Source organism: Psychromonas sp. KJ10-10 (assembly GCF_047323245.1).
In the GTDB taxonomy this organism is placed as follows: domain Bacteria; phylum Pseudomonadota; class Gammaproteobacteria; order Enterobacterales; family Psychromonadaceae; genus Psychromonas.
Window position 1 is genome coordinate 459,362 of the sequence record NZ_CP178826.1, and the last position, 18,241, is coordinate 477,602.

Consider the following 18,241-nt stretch of genomic DNA (forward strand, 5'->3'; position numbering starts at 1 on the left):
GCCACTATTCAATTTAAGAAGAGTGGCCTTTAGAAAGTTTCAAGGTAAAACAGTCGTTAAATCTACGCGTATTAAAAAACAATCGCATTTCATAACGGACTGATTTATTGCGAAGACGTCACCAATTGTCGCGCAAGCAAGGTTGCTAAATGAACTGCTTTTCGGTTTCTTAAAGCATATATTTGATGCGCACAAGAGAAACCATTACATACAAGCAATGCATCTTTATCTGCATCAAGTGCTGGTAATAAACCCTGTTCAGCCATCTGCTTAGATTGCTCTGCGTGTTCAGCTTCCAGGCCAAAACTACCTGCCATTCCACAACAACTTGCTTCAATAAACTTAAAGGGTAAATCTGGAATCAAACGTAATGCTTTACGCATTGACTTCATTGCACCCACCGCTTTTTGATGGCAATGACCGTGCACTAATACCTTAGTATTTCCACTAATAGGCGAGAAACGAGCATTAAAATGTCCACTTGACTGGTTCTCGAGCAATAAACTCCTCAAACAGTAATGTATTTTTCGCTAAGGCAATCGCTTCATCTCCCAAATTCAACGTTAAGTATTCATCCCTTAGCATTAACAAAGCGGAGGGCTCAAGGCCAACCACTCGCCTATTAAGCAAAATATGTGGCTTCAATAAAGAGATAAGATCACTGGCTTGCTCTCTAGTCCGCTCGATATAACCCTGAGAAAATAAACTTCTGCCACTATCGATGAGATGAGCGGAAGCCGTTGATTTTGGATGCAGAGTGATAACATCATAACCAGCGACGGATAGTACTGCTATCGCATCATTCACTGCTTTAGGTGAAAACAGAGCGCTAAAACTATCAATCAATAACACAATGCAACGTTTATTATCTGTATAACTAGCACTCATGGCATTATTTTTTAATTGTTTTTCACTATCAAAATAGGGTGTTCGAGCAGGCTCAGGCAGTGGAATTGACTCATTAATAGCAATTACTTTTTTAGATAACTTCTGTAAAAACTTACTACTATTTCTCCATTGAATGAAACGACCCAATATTGGAAAGCGGTATAATAAAAAAGGAAACTCTGAAAATAACCAACTGCGTAATGAACGGAATCCTGCTCGACGCCTTTGTGCAAGATATTCCACTTTTATCATAGCCATATCTAAATTGTTTTCACATTCACGCTTACAACCTTTGCAAGAAACACAATTAGCAAGCGAGTCAGCTAATTTTTGGTCCTTTAAAAAAGCTTGGTCATCTTGATTTAATAACTGTTTAAGCAACTGGACTCTGCCACCGGGCGATAAAACAGGATCATCATTCAAACGAAAACTAGGACACATTACACCTTTATTGTCTGTTTCCTGACAAACCCCACTGCGGATGCATACCGACACCGCTTTGGCAAAATTCCCACCATGCTTAGGAATATCAGCATAAGCATCTCCCATCCCCTGATCATGGTAGTTGGACCAATCTAGTAACTTTTTCACTTGTTTGCCCTTCTTGTACTCAATTGCATTTTAGGTAATTAGGCAAGGTTAAATACTTAATCAAATACAATTTTCTAATAGATAACTAAAAGACTAATCAAGAAAGGTGCCAAACATGTTTAGAAACTAGAAAGAGTTGGCTTTTAAAAAGTTTTAGAAATAAGGAGGTTGTGGCTTGCTTAATAATCGGATTATCCAAAACAACTTGATAAACCTAAAACTAAAATTTTCTGCTAACAAAGTTATTGAATCTGTTTCAACCACTGTTTATCAGTCGAGCGAGTAACCTAAATTGATCTTTTCGAATCGCATCACTATAAATGGTTATCGACTGTTTAGCTTTCTTCTCTGATATTGTATCGCTAGTAATATCTAGTTTTAAATATATAAACCAAGCATTATAAAAAGAGCTTCCACTAATTTTTCCGATATAGCGAGTGCCACAGACAAATCGTTCTACTAATCCAGAATCGCTAAGTAAAAACTCATCATTTTGTAGATAGACTTTTCTGGCAGAATAAACTGCAAGTACAAATAACAATAGATACAAAAAAAGTGAAAACAGCGTCACGCTAACCACAAGCAGGGTAAGCGCTATAACGCCAATATAGAGCAGGAAAATAAAAAGCCCTGCGTAATAGGATTGGTTAATCGTTATTTTATACTTTAACGCGTTTGAGGATGACATCGACTATTTTAGCTAACTCTGCATCGGGGCAGACCTTATGTCCCATAAACCATGCAAAAAGTTCTGGATCTTCACAGGTTAATAAACGCTGAAAAGTGAATTGATCAGCACTTGATAAATCATCAAATGCTTCTTTCACAAAAGGGATAAACAAAACATCCAGCTCTAGCATGCCTCGTCGGCAAGCCCATAATAGGCGCGATTTATTAACCACTTCAGTCATTCTTTTCATTTCCTGTCAATTAAGGTAAAAACACACTAACATCATAACAATAACAAATTATTGGTGGCAACTACTGACAAAATAGGTTGTGAGCTATACCATTGTAAAAAAATATAAATGAGGCAATTATATATGCGCAAACTAAGTGAATTAGATAATATCAGCAAACTACCTGATTTAGTTTTATGTCCACTTGATCATTGGGATCTCATCTCTGTTACTGGAGATGATCGCATTACTTTCTTACAAGGGCAACTAACTTGTGATCTGACCAGTTTAAAGCCAGGCCAGCAAACACTAAGCGGCTCAATGTAATCCGCAGGGGAAAGTATTTAGCATTATCCGTGTAATGATATTAGAAGATCGCGTTTTATTTACTCAACCAAGTTCTGTTTCAAAACGTCAATTACCCGAGTTACAAAAATATGCGGCCTTTTCTAAGGTAGAAATAAAAAAAGAAACTGAATATAAAGCGTTTGGATTGGCAGGTAGTCTCTCTTCGCAATATATTGCGGAAGAAGTAGATATAGCGACTACCCACGATGAAAGTCGTTTATTAGAAAGCGGTACTATAATTATTAAACAGCCTTATCCTTCATTACGTTATTTAGTCATAATGAAAAATGAAATTGCTGAAGAGGTATTAGAGGATCTTAAAAACCGCGCAGAAATTTTTGATGATAGCTTATGGAATGCGATGAATGTTGCTTCTGGCGTTGGTTTTATTGAAGAACAAACCTGTGCGACTTTTATTCCACAAATGTTAAATTTACAGGCTTTAGGTGGTATCAGTTTTACTAAAGGTTGTTATATCGGACAAGAAACCGTTGCAAGAGCAAAATATCGTGGCGCTAATAAACGAGCACTGTTTATTTTGACTGGTCGTGCAACACAAGCGCCTAAACCAGGCGATACGATTCAAGTATTAATGAACAATAACTGGAAACGTGCTGGTACCGTTATTTCTGGATGCCAATATGGCGACGGCCACATCGAAGTATTAGCTGTCTTACCTAACGACTCTAGCGCAGAAGATGTTTATCAAGTACAAGAAATAGAGAATTCAACGCTTTATTATGCACCACTTCCCTACTCTCTTGAAGAAGCTTAATTAATACGCTGGTTTTTTATAACTAAAACAAAAAGAGGTGATTCATTTATTGAATCACCTCTTTCATAAATTACTCAATAATTAATACTTTTGTTATAAGGATTATTTACCGTTAAGTTTTAACGCAGAGAAAGTCACGCTGTTGTAATCGCCATTTTTCTTATCAATAGCAAAATCACCCGTACCTGCACAACCCGGCCCCCATACAGGATGTGTATCATTTACACTACACTGACCATATGCACCCGCTTTATAGTAGAAAGCATCTTCTGCATATCCGGTTGCAGAGTCTTTATCATCAATACCTTTGCTCAGGTCAATATCATAGGTAACTTCTTTGTGACGCGCAGTGGTAAAGGATAAATGCATAATATTTCCTTCAACATTTACGCTATAACTAAATTCTTCACCGAATGCGATACCTGCTTCACCTGGCTCATCAAGGTTTTCCCAAGTATTACCCCAAACAGGGTATGCAATATCTGCACGATTAGGATCTTTCTTCGCTAGGTTACGCTCATAGTTCCAAAATACTGAACCGTATTTGTGTCCTGGGAATTTTTAAAGAAGATTTTTAATGGTTCATTACCATGACCAAAACCTGTTTTAGCTTTAATTTGATCATTATATTTTTTTGCATGTATTTGTCCTACAACAACAGAGTGTCTTTGCTGGTCTTTCAGGAAATTTTGCATGCTCAGAAATATGGTTCACTTTTAGCGTTGCTTCTAGTGTTCCACCAATTGAACTGAAATCAGCGACCTTAGGATGACTTGCTAATGCAAAGTTATTTAAAGGAGCCGCTGTATCAATGTGAAATTTAGCACCACGAGGCATTTGACGTAATTCAGAACGCGCGTTTTTAGAGTTTTTGGTTGTGATTGCTTTATTCTGCACTTCAAAAACCATGTTGCCATCTTTATCTAAAAAGAAAAAGTCAGAGTGTGAATAACTCATCATAGCAACGCCTTCAATCTCATCAACACGACCATCTTTATTAAGATCAGCAGGAATAGTAATTTTCCAATTAGTCATATCAAATTTATCAGCAGGAACAGGGTAAGAAACCCCATTATTTGCAATATCAGCAGAAACTAGTGTAGGTAAAGTAAGTAAAACTGAACCAGCAATAATAAGTGATTTTTTCATTTTTCCATCCATATTATGTATTATTGTCTTACATAATACATGTTGGCAATTCAAAAAAAGAGTGAGAAATGAGTTGTGTCTGATTGATCACATATACTAAAAACAATACATATTTAATAAAGAAATCCACAAAAAATTGATCTCCCCCTTGTTTATTAAAATTTTTTTCTAGTAACAGAGGCTGTTTTTATTGGATTTAATCCAATTTTATTGAATCTAAAAAATCAAGTTATCGAAAAAATATTAAATAAAAAAGCACAGATCTTAATGAGAAAAATTTCTAATTTATACCCCTGAAAAAACTCAGGGATATTTCCTTGCGCTACAAAAGAATGCTATCATGGTCACACTTTTCTCCCCTATTTTAAAAACAGGGTAGAATCAAACAAAATAGTGGGTTCCCAGTTGAGTTGTGAAATAATTAGGTCGCGTGATAAAGCGGATAAATTTAATCGTTTACGCATCCAATCAGCACAAGCATTAATGAAAAAAGAAGAGTTGAATGTATTTCAATCCTTCCCTATTTTATTTCATTTTAATCTACCAACCTTGCCTGGTTATATTAATGCGGATGTCCCAACGGGTATCAGTCAATATGAAATAACACCCAGTGCCCAACAACTCATTAGTTCTTTTCTTAAGGTTGACCTTCCTGCACCTAATGAGCAAAGAGACATCATCGGCATGTATGCAATGGGAAGCACAGCCTCTATTGGTCAATGCTCCGAAAGTGATTTTGATATTTGGATCTGTTACCCCCACCAGCTTAATAGTGAACGAGTCACCTTATTAGAGAAAAAAGCTTGGTTGATTACGCGTTGGGCAGAAAGTTTAGGCGTAGAGCTTAATTTTTTCTTATCCCTGATAATAAATTCCGAATTAATAATGAATCTGGTGTAACTAAAGATTCCTGTGGTTCTTCGCAACACATGGTATTACTCGATGAGTTTTATCGCACCGCATTACGTGTTGCAGGTAAATCCATACTATGGCGCCTTATTCCTATTGAACATGAGCACAATTATGATCAATACGTGCAGGATTTATATAATAACGGAATTTTGAATTGTGAAGATTGGCTAGATTTAGGTGGTTTTCATCGTATCCCAGCAGAAGAATATTTTGGTGCAACGCTATGGCAACTCTATAAAGGAATTGATACTCCTTATAAAGCGGTATTAAAGACTATTTTATTAGAAGCTTACTCCTGGGAATACCCAAAAACAGAACTTGTTGCGATTACCTACAAAAAGCGTTTTCAAACACAAGAGTACTATGACGAAAAGCTAGATCCTTACTGCTTAATGCTCGAAAAAGTAACCGATTACCTTACCAATATTAACGATCTAAAACGCATCGAAGTAGTACGTGCTTGTTTTTACTTAAAAACAGAAGAAACCTTATCTCGCCCTTCAGATAATCAGAATACGGCATGGCGACGTACGATTTTAAATAAGTTTGTGAAAAAGTGGGATTGGGTTGATGAACAAATTATTGATTTAGACAACCGGAAAAACTGGAAGGTAGCCAATGTCACCAAAGCAAAGGATATTTTGCTAGAAACTCTAATGACAAGTTACCGTAAGCTACTTTCCTTTGCACGAGATAATAAAATAGGTGAGTCAATCAGTGCCGAAGATATTGGTATTTTATCTCGTAAACTATATGCGACTCATGAAACCTTACCTGGTAAAGTAGATCTCATTAACCCTAATATTTCTCCTGATCTATCTGAACCTCACCTTAGTTTTATTCAAGTTCCAGAGGGACATAGAAATAAAGCAGGTTGGTACCTTTATAATTGCTCTCTGGAAATAAATGAGCTTATTGTCACCAAGTCACTGATGCATGCTAATTATGTTTCTAAATTAATTTCCTGGTGCCACATGAATGGCTTATATGAAGATGAAACAAAACTTCATCTATATAACCAAGGTTCTGATCTGGTTGATAATAAGTTAAATCAGTTTATTCAAGATTTATACTCTGTTTTCCCTGTTTTTGTGCCCAAAGCAAGTAATCAAGCTTTAAGTCAACCCTGTGAAATAAAACATCTGACGATTTTTTTAAATGTTGAAAAAGACCCCACTCGTCATTGGCAGGATGCTCATGAAGATGAAGAAATAGAAAACGACGATATTTTATCCTACGGACAAAATAATGAATGTCTTATTGGCAGTATCGATCTTATTTACCGTAATTCTTGGAATGAAGTACGTACGCTTCATTTTGATAACAATTATGCAGTGGTGGATGCTTTAAATACTATTCTAAGTAAAATGCACCAAGACGCTAGACCACCTGAGCAGATTGATTTATTTTGTTATAGTCAGCACTTTACAGAAAAAATCAGTCAAAGCTTTAAAAGTAAATTAGAAGAGTATATACAACTACGTCTAGACTCTGTTTCACAGCGATCAGTACAAACACTTTGGATAGGAGGCAGGAAATTTGGCTTCTATTTTGAAAGAACTGGTGTTTCCCTACAGCACTTACAAAGTACGGTAGATATATATAGTCATATCTCTAATAAAAAACTTTCCACCAGCGTTAAGAACCTCAAAAATACATTTTTTGACCAAACCGCTGAAATGATTGAATCGCATATTAGTGAGGGTTTAATTCAATTCTTTTTTGAAAACTACCCTAGTGGCTTTAATGTATATATTGCTAATGCTGATAACGAAGTTGAAAGCTTTCAAAGCTTTGCTGGTAGTAAAGATGACTTAGTACAAAACGTGAATCGTTTTTATGCTTCAAATAGCAATGAAAAAAGTAATGTGGATGAACAAGTTAATTTTAACTTACCACAATTTTACGAAATTCAATTAGGATCAGATAATAAGTTAGAATTATTGTCCTTTAAAAGTCGCTGTAAGAAAGCAGAGAAATCCCTGCTATAAATAAATTAGCGAGGACGAAGTCCTAAAGAGTGGCAAATAGCATAACTCAAATCACTGCGGTTCAATGTGTAGAAATGAAAGTCCTTTACACCTTCCTGATTTAATACTTTAACCATATCCATCGCAATCGTTGCACCAATTAAATTACGAGTCATAGGATCATTATCTGTCCCCTGATATAATTTATGCATCCAATCAGGTACATGTACATTGGTTAAACCTGCAAACTTAACTAAAGTCTTATAATTAGAAACGGGCAAAATACCGGGTACAATTTCTCCTTCAATCCCCTGTTTAATACATTTATCTCGGAAACGTAAAAAAGTCTCAGCATCAAAAAAGAATTGACTGATCGCTCTATTTGCACCGGCTTCAAATTTTGACTTTAAAACATCCAAATCAAACTGTTCATTAGGTGCTTCTGGGTGCTTTTCTGGATAAGCGGCAACAGATATATCAAAATCGCCCTCTTCTTTGAGAAGTTTAACCAAATCTGTTGAGTACATATGTGGATTAGCCTCTCCTTCAGGAATATCACCACGTAATGCCACGATACTACGAATATCATTTTCCCAATAATCTCGTGCTATTTGGCGTAACTCTGTTTCACTAGCATCAATACAGGTTAAATGTGGTGCGGCTACCATACCCGTTTTCGAGCGAATATCTTTAATGATGTCATGTGTTCTATCACGCGTACCAGAGTTTGCTCCGTAGGTAACAGAAACAAATTTAGGCTCCAGTGTTTTTAAACGTGTAATGGAGTTCCACAGTGTTTCTTCCATTGCTGACGTAGCAGGAGGAAAGAACTCAAATGAAACACCAACCTCACTTTTAATATCGGCAATATTTTCATTTAATTGCGCCAAACATTGTGCAGAGAAGTATTTTTGTTGTAGCGTTTCATTAGTCATTTTTTGTTCCTTTCAATATGATTAAAGATAAACTAACTTTTCATGAAAATATGTCAACAAAAATAATTAAACATGAAAATAATTAAACGTATTATTAATTTTTTTCACAGATAAAAGCAGACTTCTAGAAGTCTATTTGCCATCTTTATCAACAATCGCTAAAATGCCCTTTCTTACATTATGGGTAAAATAGGAACATCATGTCTAAAGATTGGAACGGTGAATATATCAGCCCCTATGCTGAGCATGGGAAGAAAAGTGAACAAGTAAAAAAGGTCACAGTTTCTATTCCCACAAAAGTATTAAAAATACTGACCGATGAGCGTACTCGACGACAGGTTAATAATCTGCGTCATGCAACCAACAGTGAACTACTCTGTGAAGCTTTTTTACATGCTTATACAGGACAACCTTTACCTGAAGATGAAAGCCTCAGTAAAACCCTTGATAAAGCTACAGATTCGTTAAAAAAATAGTTCGACAAAGCAAACAAAAAAGCCTCGCTTTTGCGAGGCTTTGACTGAAGCTATCATTAACTTAGAAAGTCAGCTTACTTATCCATATGCACATCCATTTGTGGGAATGGAATTTCAATACCCTCTGCATCTAAGGCATCTTTAATTTCTTCGATTAGCTGAAATCTAACATCCCAATAATCCGCACTTTTAGCCCAAGAACGTACAACAAAATTCACGCTTGAATCCCCTAGCTCAGCAACTGCAACTTGTGTACTAGGTGTGTCTAATACTCCGGCATTGTTTTTTAATACTTTTTCAAACACAGCCTTTGTCTGTTGTAAATTAGCGTTGTAGCTCACCCCAATCACCAAATCAATACGACGCGTCGGTTTACGAGAGTAATTAATAATATTACCCCCTAAAATAGCGGAATTAGGCACGACGACAAACTTGTTATCAAATGTAACTAATGTGGTAGCAAAAATTTGCACTGATTCAACACTTCCCGCGACCTCTGCGGCTTCAATATATTCGCCAGCCTTAAAAGGACGAAGCACAATAATAAGCACACCAGATGCAAAATTTGAAAGAGAGCCTTGTAATGCAAGACCAATCGCTAAGCCTGCGGCACCAATTAAGGCAACAAAAGATGTTGTTTGTACACCAATTCTGCTTAGTGTCGCAATCAAAACAAATGCAACCACAACATATTTAACCATGTAGGAAACAAAGTCCACAATGGTACTATCTAAGTCACGTTTGCTGAGCATGCTATGCAACCCCTTATAAATAAGACGCGCAAACAGCATACCAATTAGAATAATAGCAATTGCTGAAACAATATTTAAAACATACTCAATAATAAGGCCTTGATTATTGTTAACCCACTCAAGAGTATTAGCTAACATATCAGCACTATTTTCTAATCTTTCCCCGATTATTTCACCAGCAGTTTCTGCCACTTCAGGAGTTGTTTTTTCACCAGCCATGCTTATATCCTTTTTAGCTTAATTGTAATTGGTTATAAAAAGATACCCATTGAACCATAAAGTTCTGCATTTTTTTTATTTAAAAGGCACAAATTGATTAGTTTGCCTTGTCGCTTTCCTTCTTAGCTTAATTTTAATTGGTTGTGGAAAAACGCCCATTGAACTTTAAAGTTCTGTGTGGGTTTTTGTTTAAACTGCGAACGTACAAACTGGTTCATACGCCCTTCTACATAAGCTAATAAAAGGTTAGCAATAACGGTTTCATCAGCATTTAACTTATCACCATCAATCATCGGCTTTTCTCGTAAAATCTGTTTGATTTGTGATTCTAGCTTTGAAAAGACGTGTTCAATGCGAACCTGTAATCGCTCATTTTCGCCAAGTAAAGCATCTCCGGTCAAAATACGCGTAATTCCAGGGTTTTGCTCTGCGAAACCTAATAAGAAATATAATAGATGCTCTACACGTGTAAACGTTTGTTTTTGCTGTTCTTTGATTAAATTGATCTGTGTGAAAATAGTATTTTCGATATATTCAATTAAGCCTTCAAACATACGCGCTTTGCTCGGAAAGTGGCGATATAAAGCGACTTCAGAAACGCCCACTTCAGCGACTAATTTTGCAGTGGTAATACGTTGACCTGGTTTACCTTCCAACATCACTGCTAAAGCGCGTAAAATATCATCCTTACGGTTTATTTTCTTTTTTATTGTTGTTGTAGCCATTATTACTAACTTCCTTTACTTATATTTTCCCTGAATGCCCAAAACCACCAGCACCACGTTGCGAAGATTCAAAGCTATCTACAACTTCAAATGTAGCTTGAACAATTGGTAAAAAAACTAATTGTGCTAAACGCTCGCCTGGCACAAGCGTAAAAACACTATCACCGCGATTCCAACAGGACACCATAAGAGGACCTTGATAATCAGAATCAATCAGCCCAACTAAATTGCCTAGTACAATACCGTGCTTATGACCCAAACCAGACCGAGGTAAAATTGTAGTCGCTAAATTAGGATCAGCAATATGAATTGCAATACCGGTTGGAATTAATTGTGTTTCACCAGGTTTAAGCTCAATAGGTTGATCAATGCAAGCTCGTAAGTCCATTCCGGCGGAACCTGCTGTAGCATGTTCTGGTAATGGAAATTCTTTGCCTATTCTATCATCAAGTATTTTAAGTTTAATCTGTTTCATTACTATTTACTCTGCAGATATTGTTGCGCAATGATGGTTAATAATTGTTGTGCAACGGCTTTTTTATCGGCGAGGGTTATATCAAACCTTTCTGTATCAGAAAATACTGTTAATGCATTTTGTTCACTATTAAAACCTTGTCCAGATTTTGCGACATCATTAGCGACAATCAACTTTAAATTTTTTCGTTTTAACTTATCTAAGGCGTAACGTTCAACATCTTGCGTTTCAGCTGCAAAACCAACACAAAAAGGACTATTTTCAGCATTCGCAACATCGGCGATAATATCTGGGTTTTTTATTAATTTGATAATTAAATCATCAATTCCCTGCTGTTTTTTCATTTTTTGAGTTTCAATTTGTGCTGGTCGATAATCAGCAACAGCCGCACAGGCAATGAAAATATCACAATGCGAAAGGTTATCAAAACACGCCTGGTGCATTTCTAAAGCACTACAAACATCAACACGTTGTACTTTTGATGGAGTAGCTAAATTAACAGGTCCACTAATTAAAGTAACATTTGCTCCCATTTTTTGAGCCATTTCTGCTAATGAGAACCCCATTTTTCCTGAGCTGTGATTACTGATATAACGAACCGGATCTAATGATTCCTGTGTTGGTCCAGCAGTAATAGTGAGGTTAACCCCTTCAAGCAACTGTTTTTCTGGCGTAAAATACTTAATAACACATTGTACTAATTCATCAATTTCTAATAATCGTCCTGGTCCAATATCACCACAGGCTTGCATGCCGTCACCAGGTCCCCAAATAGGCATACCACGGGAAGCTAGAACCGAAATATTTTCCTGTGTAGATGGTGCTAAATACATTTCCATGTTCATAGCGGGTGCAACAGCAATAGGGGCAGGAGATGCTAAACACAGTGTAGTAAGTAATTCATCACCAAGTCCTACTCTTAATCGAGCAATTAAATTTGCCGTTGCAGGCGCAAGCAAGATAATATCCGGCCACTTCGCAAGTTCAATATGGCCCATTCCCGCTTCTGCAGTTGGATCAAGGAGAGAGTCTGCAACAACGTGTCCAGAAACAGCTTGCATTGTTAATGGCGTAATGAATTCCTTAGCGACTTTAGTCATTACAACTCGTACATCGGCACCTTGATCTTTTAATCGACGCGTAAGCTCTGCACATTTATAAGCTGCAATACCACCTGAAATACCTAATAAAATCTTTTTCCCAATTAATTCAGACATAGAGAATACTCATAAGCAGGTTAAAAATAAAAAAGTTAGGATACCATAAACATATAGTGCAATTTATGCTTTTATCGTTTAGATTTAATGTCAACAAAAGATAAAGGAAATAAAAATGGCAACCCTGAAAGACTGGCCAAATAAAGAGCGACCACGAGAAAGGTTATTAACAAAGGGAAGTAATGCTCTTTCTGATGCTGAACTACTGGCTATTTTCTTACGCACTGGCTGTAAAGGTATTGATGTTGTTTCACTTGCACGTTTATTGCTAACTGAATTTGGTTCCTTACATGGCTTATTTGCGGCCTCAGAAAGTGATTTTTGTGCACAAAAGGGCTTAGGCCAAGCGAAATACGTACAATTACAAGCTGTGTTAGAAATGTCTCGCCGTTATTTCCAAGAACCTTTACAAAAAGGAGAGGCACTTACTAGTGCATCTCAGACTAAAAACTTCCTCATATCAAAAATGCAGGCCTATCCCTACGAAGTCTTTGCTCTGCACTATTATTAGATACGCAACATCAAATTATTTGCTTTCATGAGTTTTTCTTTGGATCAATTGATAGTGCAACAGTTCACCCAAGAGTAATTGCTCAAAAAGTATTACATGAAAATGCAGTACGCTATTATTTTGGTTCATAACCACCCAAGCGGTGATCCTACAGCCAGTATTTCGGATCGGAAAATAACCGAAAAAATTGTTTCTGCAATGCAATTAATTGATGTGCGAGTTTTAGATCATTTCATTATCGGACACCAAAAAACCACCTCTTTTGCCGAAAAAGGATGGATTTAGTGCTTTAATTAACAGAATTGTTGATCTTTCATGCTCAATCATGTATAAAATGCGCCCTCGACGCCTTTGGCGACGGCTAAAAAAGGTGTTCGACTATTTTGCTCGAGTAAAACTAAATATTTGGAGAAATCGACATGTCTAGAGTATGTCAAGTTACAGGTAAGCGTCCAGCTACTGGTAACAATGTATCACACGCAAAGAACCGCACACGACGTCGTTTCTTACCTAACCTACAAACACACCGTTTTTGGGTTGAGAGTGAGAACCGTTTTGTTAAATTACGCCTAACTACTAAAGGTATGCGTATCATCGACAAAAAAGGCATTGATTCAGTATTAGCTGATATCCGTGCTAATGGCGAAAAAGTTTAAGGAGCTTTAAAATGCGTGATAAAATTCGTTTAAATTCAAGTGCTGGTACTGGCCATTTTTATACTACTGATAAAAATAAAAAGACTATGCCTGAAAAGTTTGAGATCAAAAAGTTTGATCCTGTTGTACGTAAACACGTTATGTACAAAGAAGGCAAAATCAAGTAAATTTGATTTTATCTAATAAAAACCCAGTTTATACTGGGTTTTTTTATGCCTAAAGGAAAGTGACTAATGAGATTATCTAAAAAAGGCTGGAATAATGTGCTTATCTTTGGCGTGTTAACCATTATTTTTCTGTTTAATTTTAGCCATAAACTGTTACTTGAACCTAAAGTAAAGCAACGTACAATAATTGATAATCAAGTTATGATTGTTGAAATTAAAACACCAGATTTCTCTATTAAACGAAATGGTAGAAGTTGGGTAAGCCAGCCCGACTTGGGGTTATCTGAACATCAACTGACTTTATTAGTACAAAATTGGCAAAACCTGCCCTTACAAACTCAAGAGCCTATTATCCAACCTAAAAACCCTTTTATTATGCAAGTTTATACTGCTAATCAAGATCAGCCTATTATTGTGAAATTGATTCAACAGGGTGAAAATTATTTATTACAAACCGACGAAAAAATGTCTCTCTTCCTAAGCGCACAACAGTTGCCATTGTTTTTTGGGTAGATAGTTTTTGGGTCGATAGTTTAACAATAAAAGATGAATCTATACGCCCTTATCACCAAGTTCGTCAGACAATACTAAACAACGGAGAAAAACATGCCTGAATTACCCGAAGTTGAAACCAGTCGCAGAGGCATAAGTCCACATATTGTTGGCTCAAGCATCAATAAAGTTGTTATCCGTCAACCTCAATTACGCTGGAAAATCACCGATGACTTACAAAGTTACCTAAAAAATAAAGAGTTACTCAGTATTGATCGTCGCGCTAAATATTTATTACTCAATTTTCAATCAGGTACGCTATTAATTCATTTAGGTATGTCTGGTAGTTTACGCATTTGTCCTTTACAAAGTACTCCAGAAAAACATGATCATGCCGATTTCATTTTTGAACAATGTCTTCTACGTTATACCGATCCGCGTCGATTTGGCGCCATTTTATGGTTAGGTTTAACACCATTAGAGTCAAGCTTGCTTAGTCATTTAGGGCCTGAACCTTTGAGTGATGACTTTACAGGGAAATACCTTTTTGAATTAGCAGGAAGTAGAAAAATTCCTGTTAAACAATTTATTATGGATCAAAAGGTAGTCACGGGTGTTGGCAATATCTATGCAACTGAAGCACTATTCACTGCAGGTATTAACCCGAAACGCGCGACCGGTAATATCTCTCTAAAACGTTATTTATTATTAACAACGGCGATTAAAGACATTCTAAAGGTAGCAATAAAACAAGGTGGCACAACACTAAAGGATTTTGTCGGTGGTGATGGAAAACCAGGTTACTTTCAGCAAACATTGCTTATTTATGGCAAAACAGGCCAACAATGCCCTAAATGTGATAAACCATTAAAATCGCTTAAATTAGCGACTCGTAACAGCGTGTATTGCCCGCAGTGCCAGAAATAAAAAGGCTTACTATCTTTTGCTTTATTTTGTGACTAGTATTTTAGAGCAAGTGCATTTTGAACACAGGTTGGTGCCAATTGGCTAATATCACCACCGTGTTTAAAAACTTCTTTGACAATCGTTGAAGAAATAAAACCTGTAGAACAAGTGGTTGCTAACAAAACTGTTTCAAGTTGCGGGTTTAGAACCTTATTTACTTGAGAAAGTTGTATTTCATAGTCTGCATCAGTTGCACCACGAATGCCTCGAATTAAGGCTTGTGCACCTTGTTCTTTTGCAAAATCAACCAATAAACCTGAAAAAGGAATAATTTCTATTCCCTCAAGATGTTCCGTTGCTTGAGCTAATAACACACAGCGTTCTTGCAAATCAAACAGGGTATTTTTGGTGTCATTTTTGGCAACAGCCACCACGACACGCTCTGCGATACATGATGCACGACTTAGTAAGTCTAGGTGCCCATTAGTAACGGGATCAAATGATCCTGGTAACAATACTGTTTTCATTTAATTTTCCTATTTAACAACGGCATCATTAATTTGTTGTAACTCATCACGAGCAGACTCACCATTCCAGTAAAAAGTAAACCAAGGTTCAGGGTTTTCATCGGAACGGAATGAAGCTTTAGGAAACTCAAGGGCGATATGATTCTCGCTAAAAGAATATAATGACGCTCCTACTTCTACATCACTCGTTAACCATACAACAATAAATAACACGAATGGGTAAATAATAAATAACTTGAACATATTACTCCTTGTATACAAAACAAACTAACTTCTGTGAGTTATTTGTTCCGTTTTTGTTTTAAACCGTACCAATATTATTAATATATATTTATCAAAAAAATAAAAACATAAAACCTTTTAAAAACAAATAATTATTTATAATGTTAAAATTTTATTTCTTTTTAGCTACCTCAAGTACTTTTTTCTTTTAAAAATGGCCTATATTGAATAGACCACTCAATACAAAGTAAAGGGGTAAATAAAATGACTTATAGCAAATTAATTGTTAATGAGATACTGAAAACTCTTTTTTTAACCATCGCGTTATTCGCTTTATTTGATATTGTTTCTCACGGCTACAGTAACTACCACAATTGGGTTGTTACCTTTTATCTTGCATCATTTAGCCTCTATTATCCGCTTGCGAAACGTTACTTATAGAGTATCAACAGGTAACATTTAACTAAATGTTACCTGTTCCTTTGATTGTTTAAAAATAGCTTTTGATAAAAACGCTAAAAACTCATCTCCGCTTCTATCATCAATCCACTTTCCATCAATATAATCATAATGGTGGCCATTTTCTAAAGTTGCTAACCAAACTTGATGCAGGGGTTGTTGGCGATTAATAATCAGCTTACTACGATTTTCAAATTCTAAGGTTAATAAACCTCCATTTTGGTCATAATCTACATCTGCACCTGATTCTTCAATACAATCTTCGATGGTTTGGTACAACTCATCCGCTAATTGCTGAAATTGACTGTCATTCACGATCTATCCCCTTTGCTTTTGTACAATGAAATGCGATTATAGAGAGCTCAAAATATTTAACTAGGATAAGCAATGAAAAAGCTAAAAATATTATTATTACCCTTGTTTTTTTCAAGCTTACTCGTTGGTTGTGGCATGAAAGGTCCACTTTATCGCGCGCCAGAGACACAAACAATAGAAAAAAATCAATAGCAACAGAAAAAGAAGTAGAAGAATCACTCGTTGAACAAAAAAGCACGAGTTCATGATCAAAAAGCAATACATTTTTTTGATGAAATCATTCACTCTCTATTTTATTAATTTAAACAAATAAAAAGGATTTAAAATTGGATCACTTTAATTATCAAAATGATGGTCGTCTTTTTGTTGAAGGGCTACCTGTTGAAGATGTTATCGCAAAGTCAAGAACTCCTGCTTATATTTATTCACGTGCCACTATAGAAAGACATTGGAAAGGGTTTGATGAAGTTCGCTGGCGCACATCCTCATCTAATTTGTTATGCGGTGAAAGCAAACTCTAATCTGGGTGTTTTAAACTTGATGGCGCGTTTAGGTTCAGGTTTTGATATTGTTTCAGTGGGTGAACTATTACGTGTTATTCAGGCCGGTGGCGATCCTAAAAAAGTGGTTTTTTCAGGTGTTGGTAAAACTGAAGTTGAAATTTCAACTGCATTACAAGCGGGTATCTATTGCTTCAATATAGAGTCAATCTCTGAACTCTACCGAATTAATGAAGTAGCAACTGGTTTAAAACTTAAAGCGCCTATTTCGATTCGTATTAATCCAAATATAGATGCAGGGACTCATCCATATATTTCTACTGGCTTAAAAGAAAATAAATTTGGTATTGAAATAGAACAAGCATTAACCGTTTATCATTTAGCTAACGACCTTGAGTTTATTGAAGTAAAAGGCGTTGATTGCCATATTGGCTCTCAAATTACTGAAGTAGCGCCTTTTATTGAAGCACTAGATAAACTATTAATTTTAATCGATCAACTTGAAGAAAAAGGTATTAGCATTAGCCACCTTGATCTCGGTGGTGGCTTAGGTGTGCCTTACGATGCAGAAAAGCCACCTGAACCAAAAGAATATATGAATGCTATCATTGAAAAAATGGGTGATCGAAAATTAAAATTATTATTCGAACCAGGCCGTGCAATCATGGCAAATGCAGGCATATTAGTGACCAAAGTTGAGTTCTTAAAAATCAATGATAATAAAAGCTTCGCAATTGTAGATGCGGCTATGAATGATTTGATCCGCCCTGCTTTGTACAGTGCTTGGCAAAATATTATTCCGCTTAATAATAAATTAGTCGAATCGGATACTCGTCCATTAAGAAACTACGATATTGTTGGCCCAATCTGTGAAACTGGCGACTTTTTAGGTAAAGATCGTCAACTAACAATCGCAGAAGGTGACTACTTAGCAGTACGAAGTGCCGGCGCATATGGTGCAACAATGAGCTCTAACTATAACTCTCGCTGTCGCCCTGCCGAAGTTATGGTTGATGATGGCAAAGCCTTTATTGTCCGTGAACGAGAAGAGCATCGCTCATTATGGGCTGGCGAACACGTTTTACCTTAGTACATATTTTACTTTAAACATTCACAAAAATAATGGCTAATATTATTTTTAAAATATTAGCCATT

The 18,241-nt window shown here is 36.3% G+C and carries 22 protein-coding genes and 4 pseudogenes; 13 read left to right on the forward strand and 13 right to left on the reverse strand.

What is annotated here, in order from left to right; translation table 11 throughout:
* Positions 1-104: 104 nt before the first annotated feature.
* The 4 genes from ACLKMH_RS02650 to ACLKMH_RS02665 all read right to left on the reverse strand — a co-directional run bounded on the left by ACLKMH_RS02650 (position 105) and on the right by ACLKMH_RS02665 (position 2,390).
* Positions 105-500, reverse strand: a complete 396-nt coding sequence (locus tag ACLKMH_RS02650; RefSeq protein WP_413700761.1) for a hypothetical protein — start codon at positions 498-500, stop codon at positions 105-107.
* Positions 469-1,479 (reverse strand): (Fe-S)-binding protein, encoded by a 1,011-nt coding sequence (locus ACLKMH_RS02655; protein ID WP_413700762.1) that lies wholly within the window; start codon positions 1,477-1,479, stop codon positions 469-471. Before ACLKMH_RS02655 ends, ACLKMH_RS02650 begins: the two co-directional genes overlap by 32 nt.
* 256 nt (positions 1,480-1,735) lie before the next feature.
* A complete protein-coding gene (locus ACLKMH_RS02660; protein ID WP_413700763.1) occupies positions 1,736-2,167 on the reverse strand; it encodes a protein YgfX in 432 nt (143 codons plus the stop codon).
* Positions 2,139-2,390, reverse strand: coding sequence for a succinate dehydrogenase assembly factor 2 (locus ACLKMH_RS02665; RefSeq protein WP_413702241.1), 252 nt, complete (start codon positions 2,388-2,390; stop codon positions 2,139-2,141). The genes ACLKMH_RS02660 and ACLKMH_RS02665 overlap by 29 nt, the downstream gene beginning before the upstream one ends.
* A gap of 132 nt (positions 2,391-2,522) precedes the next feature.
* On the opposite strand from ACLKMH_RS02665, the gene ACLKMH_RS02670 reads away from it, so the two are divergent.
* Together ACLKMH_RS02670 and ygfZ are read left to right on the forward strand one after the other, a co-directional pair.
* Positions 2,523-2,705: a hypothetical protein gene (locus ACLKMH_RS02670; RefSeq protein ID WP_413700764.1), complete on the forward strand. Its 183-nt coding sequence runs from the start codon at positions 2,523-2,525 to the stop codon at positions 2,703-2,705.
* A 34-nt stretch (positions 2,706-2,739) separates the two neighbouring features.
* Complete coding sequence (gene ygfZ, locus ACLKMH_RS02675; RefSeq protein ID WP_413700765.1) at positions 2,740-3,501, forward strand: tRNA-modifying protein YgfZ; 762 nt, start codon at positions 2,740-2,742, stop codon at positions 3,499-3,501.
* A gap of 102 nt (positions 3,502-3,603) precedes the next feature.
* On the opposite strand, the pseudogene ACLKMH_RS02680 reads toward ygfZ, so the two are convergent.
* A pseudogene (locus ACLKMH_RS02680) lies at positions 3,604-4,662 on the reverse strand (polysaccharide lyase family 7 protein).
* A gap of 471 nt (positions 4,663-5,133) precedes the next feature.
* Here ACLKMH_RS02680 and cyaA point away from each other — a divergent pair.
* Both cyaA and ACLKMH_RS02690 read left to right on the forward strand, forming a co-directional pair.
* Positions 5,134-5,582: pseudogene (gene cyaA, locus ACLKMH_RS02685) on the forward strand (adenylate cyclase); the annotation flags it as partial.
* Positions 5,580-7,553, forward strand: a complete 1,974-nt coding sequence (locus ACLKMH_RS02690; RefSeq protein WP_413702242.1) for a class I adenylate cyclase — start codon at positions 5,580-5,582, stop codon at positions 7,551-7,553. The pseudogene cyaA and the gene ACLKMH_RS02690, both read left to right, overlap by 3 nt.
* A 5-nt stretch (positions 7,554-7,558) precedes the next feature.
* Here ACLKMH_RS02690 and metF read toward each other — a convergent pair whose 3' ends face one another.
* A complete protein-coding gene (gene metF, locus ACLKMH_RS02695) occupies positions 7,559-8,467 on the reverse strand; it encodes a methylenetetrahydrofolate reductase (protein ID WP_413700766.1) in 909 nt (302 codons plus the stop codon).
* Positions 8,468-8,667: 200 nt separating this feature from the next.
* Between metF and metJ the strand changes: the two genes are divergently transcribed.
* Complete coding sequence (gene metJ / locus ACLKMH_RS02700; RefSeq protein WP_413700767.1) at positions 8,668-8,943, forward strand: met regulon transcriptional regulator MetJ; 276 nt, start codon at positions 8,668-8,670, stop codon at positions 8,941-8,943.
* A 74-nt stretch (positions 8,944-9,017) separates the two neighbouring features.
* Here the strand turns inward: metJ and ACLKMH_RS02705 are convergent, their stop codons facing one another.
* From ACLKMH_RS02705 to coaBC, 4 genes are all read right to left on the reverse strand, one after another.
* Positions 9,018-9,833, reverse strand: a complete 816-nt coding sequence (locus ACLKMH_RS02705; RefSeq protein ID WP_413702243.1) for a mechanosensitive ion channel domain-containing protein — start codon at positions 9,831-9,833, stop codon at positions 9,018-9,020.
* 203 nt (positions 9,834-10,036) lie between these two features.
* The gene (gene slmA / locus ACLKMH_RS02710) at positions 10,037-10,639 is read right to left on the reverse strand and encodes a nucleoid occlusion factor SlmA (RefSeq protein WP_413700768.1); all 603 of its coding nucleotides are present in this window, start codon (positions 10,637-10,639) and stop codon (positions 10,037-10,039) included.
* Between the two features lie 19 nt (positions 10,640-10,658).
* Positions 10,659-11,114, reverse strand: coding sequence for a dUTP diphosphatase (dut, locus tag ACLKMH_RS02715; RefSeq protein ID WP_413700769.1), 456 nt, complete (start codon positions 11,112-11,114; stop codon positions 10,659-10,661).
* A gap of 2 nt (positions 11,115-11,116) precedes the next feature.
* Entirely contained in the window at positions 11,117-12,331 is a 1,215-nt protein-coding gene (gene coaBC / locus ACLKMH_RS02720) for a bifunctional phosphopantothenoylcysteine decarboxylase/phosphopantothenate--cysteine ligase CoaBC (RefSeq protein WP_413700770.1), read from the reverse strand.
* Positions 12,332-12,446: 115 nt separating this feature from the next.
* Between coaBC and radC the strand changes: the two are divergent.
* From radC to mutM, 5 genes and pseudogenes are all read left to right on the forward strand, one after another.
* Positions 12,447-13,127 (forward strand): annotated as a pseudogene (gene radC / locus ACLKMH_RS02725) (RadC family protein).
* Between the two features lie 134 nt (positions 13,128-13,261).
* Positions 13,262-13,498 carry a 50S ribosomal protein L28 gene (rpmB, locus tag ACLKMH_RS02730; RefSeq protein ID WP_019616405.1) on the forward strand — a complete coding sequence of 79 codons (237 nt, stop codon included), beginning with the start codon at positions 13,262-13,264 and terminating at the stop codon, positions 13,496-13,498.
* A gap of 11 nt (positions 13,499-13,509) precedes the next feature.
* Entirely contained in the window at positions 13,510-13,665 is a 156-nt protein-coding gene (rpmG, locus tag ACLKMH_RS02735; RefSeq protein ID WP_011768487.1) for a 50S ribosomal protein L33, read from the forward strand.
* Positions 13,666-13,731: 66 nt separating this feature from the next.
* Positions 13,732-14,178 (forward strand): hypothetical protein, encoded by a 447-nt coding sequence (locus ACLKMH_RS02740; RefSeq protein ID WP_413700771.1) that lies wholly within the window; start codon positions 13,732-13,734, stop codon positions 14,176-14,178.
* 93 nt (positions 14,179-14,271) lie between these two features.
* Positions 14,272-15,084, forward strand: coding sequence for a bifunctional DNA-formamidopyrimidine glycosylase/DNA-(apurinic or apyrimidinic site) lyase (mutM, locus tag ACLKMH_RS02745; protein ID WP_413700772.1), 813 nt, complete (start codon positions 14,272-14,274; stop codon positions 15,082-15,084).
* 32 nt (positions 15,085-15,116) lie between these two features.
* On the opposite strand, the gene coaD is transcribed toward mutM, so the two are convergent.
* Both coaD and ACLKMH_RS02755 read right to left on the reverse strand, forming a co-directional pair.
* Positions 15,117-15,590 carry a pantetheine-phosphate adenylyltransferase gene (gene coaD, locus ACLKMH_RS02750; RefSeq protein WP_413700773.1) on the reverse strand — a complete coding sequence of 158 codons (474 nt, stop codon included), beginning with the start codon at positions 15,588-15,590 and terminating at the stop codon, positions 15,117-15,119.
* A 9-nt stretch (positions 15,591-15,599) separates the two neighbouring features.
* Positions 15,600-15,833 (reverse strand): hypothetical protein, encoded by a 234-nt coding sequence (locus tag ACLKMH_RS02755; RefSeq protein ID WP_413700774.1) that lies wholly within the window; start codon positions 15,831-15,833, stop codon positions 15,600-15,602.
* Between the two features lie 243 nt (positions 15,834-16,076).
* Here ACLKMH_RS02755 and ACLKMH_RS02760 point away from each other — a divergent pair, with 243 nt between their 5' ends.
* Entirely contained in the window at positions 16,077-16,253 is a 177-nt protein-coding gene (locus ACLKMH_RS02760; RefSeq protein WP_413700775.1) for a hypothetical protein, read from the forward strand.
* An 18-nt stretch (positions 16,254-16,271) separates the two neighbouring features.
* Here ACLKMH_RS02760 and cyaY read toward each other — a convergent pair whose 3' ends face one another.
* Complete coding sequence (gene cyaY / locus ACLKMH_RS02765) at positions 16,272-16,586, reverse strand: iron donor protein CyaY (RefSeq protein WP_413700776.1); 315 nt, start codon at positions 16,584-16,586, stop codon at positions 16,272-16,274.
* 72 nt (positions 16,587-16,658) lie between these two features.
* On the opposite strand from cyaY, the gene lptM reads away from it, so the two are divergent.
* Positions 16,659-16,778, forward strand: a complete 120-nt coding sequence (gene lptM, locus ACLKMH_RS02770; protein ID WP_413700777.1) for an LPS translocon maturation chaperone LptM — start codon at positions 16,659-16,661, stop codon at positions 16,776-16,778.
* A 134-nt stretch (positions 16,779-16,912) separates the two neighbouring features.
* Positions 16,913-18,176: pseudogene (gene lysA, locus ACLKMH_RS02775) on the forward strand (diaminopimelate decarboxylase).
* Positions 18,177-18,241 lie beyond the last annotated feature (65 nt).

Coding starts and splice junctions, on each gene's coding strand:
- slmA (WP_413700768.1), bottom strand. CDS start 10,639: ATGGCTACAACAACAATAAAAAAGAAAATAAACCGTAAGGATGATATT.
- rpmB (WP_019616405.1), top strand. CDS start 13,262: ATGTCTAGAGTATGTCAAGTTACAGGTAAGCGTCCAGCTACTGGTAAC.
- ACLKMH_RS02705 (WP_413702243.1), bottom strand. CDS start 9,833: ATGTTAGCTAATACTCTTGAGTGGGTTAACAATAATCAAGGCCTTATT.
- coaD (WP_413700773.1), bottom strand. CDS start 15,590: ATGAAAACAGTATTGTTACCAGGATCATTTGATCCCGTTACTAATGGG.
- rpmG (WP_011768487.1), top strand. CDS start 13,510: ATGCGTGATAAAATTCGTTTAAATTCAAGTGCTGGTACTGGCCATTTT.
- ACLKMH_RS02740 (WP_413700771.1), top strand. CDS start 13,732: ATGAGATTATCTAAAAAAGGCTGGAATAATGTGCTTATCTTTGGCGTG.
- ACLKMH_RS02690 (WP_413702242.1), top strand. CDS start 5,580: ATGGTATTACTCGATGAGTTTTATCGCACCGCATTACGTGTTGCAGGT.
- ygfZ (WP_413700765.1), top strand. CDS start 2,740: ATGATATTAGAAGATCGCGTTTTATTTACTCAACCAAGTTCTGTTTCA.
- metJ (WP_413700767.1), top strand. CDS start 8,668: ATGTCTAAAGATTGGAACGGTGAATATATCAGCCCCTATGCTGAGCAT.
- coaBC (WP_413700770.1), bottom strand. CDS start 12,331: ATGTCTGAATTAATTGGGAAAAAGATTTTATTAGGTATTTCAGGTGGT.
- ACLKMH_RS02755 (WP_413700774.1), bottom strand. CDS start 15,833: ATGTTCAAGTTATTTATTATTTACCCATTCGTGTTATTTATTGTTGTA.
- mutM (WP_413700772.1), top strand. CDS start 14,272: ATGCCTGAATTACCCGAAGTTGAAACCAGTCGCAGAGGCATAAGTCCA.
- ACLKMH_RS02665 (WP_413702241.1), bottom strand. CDS start 2,390: ATGACTGAAGTGGTTAATAAATCGCGCCTATTATGGGCTTGCCGACGA.
- metF (WP_413700766.1), bottom strand. CDS start 8,467: ATGACTAATGAAACGCTACAACAAAAATACTTCTCTGCACAATGTTTG.
- ACLKMH_RS02660 (WP_413700763.1), bottom strand. CDS start 2,167: ATGTCATCCTCAAACGCGTTAAAGTATAAAATAACGATTAACCAATCC.
- ACLKMH_RS02670 (WP_413700764.1), top strand. CDS start 2,523: ATGCGCAAACTAAGTGAATTAGATAATATCAGCAAACTACCTGATTTA.
- dut (WP_413700769.1), bottom strand. CDS start 11,114: ATGAAACAGATTAAACTTAAAATACTTGATGATAGAATAGGCAAAGAA.
- ACLKMH_RS02760 (WP_413700775.1), top strand. CDS start 16,077: ATGACTTATAGCAAATTAATTGTTAATGAGATACTGAAAACTCTTTTT.
- lptM (WP_413700777.1), top strand. CDS start 16,659: ATGAAAAAGCTAAAAATATTATTATTACCCTTGTTTTTTTCAAGCTTA.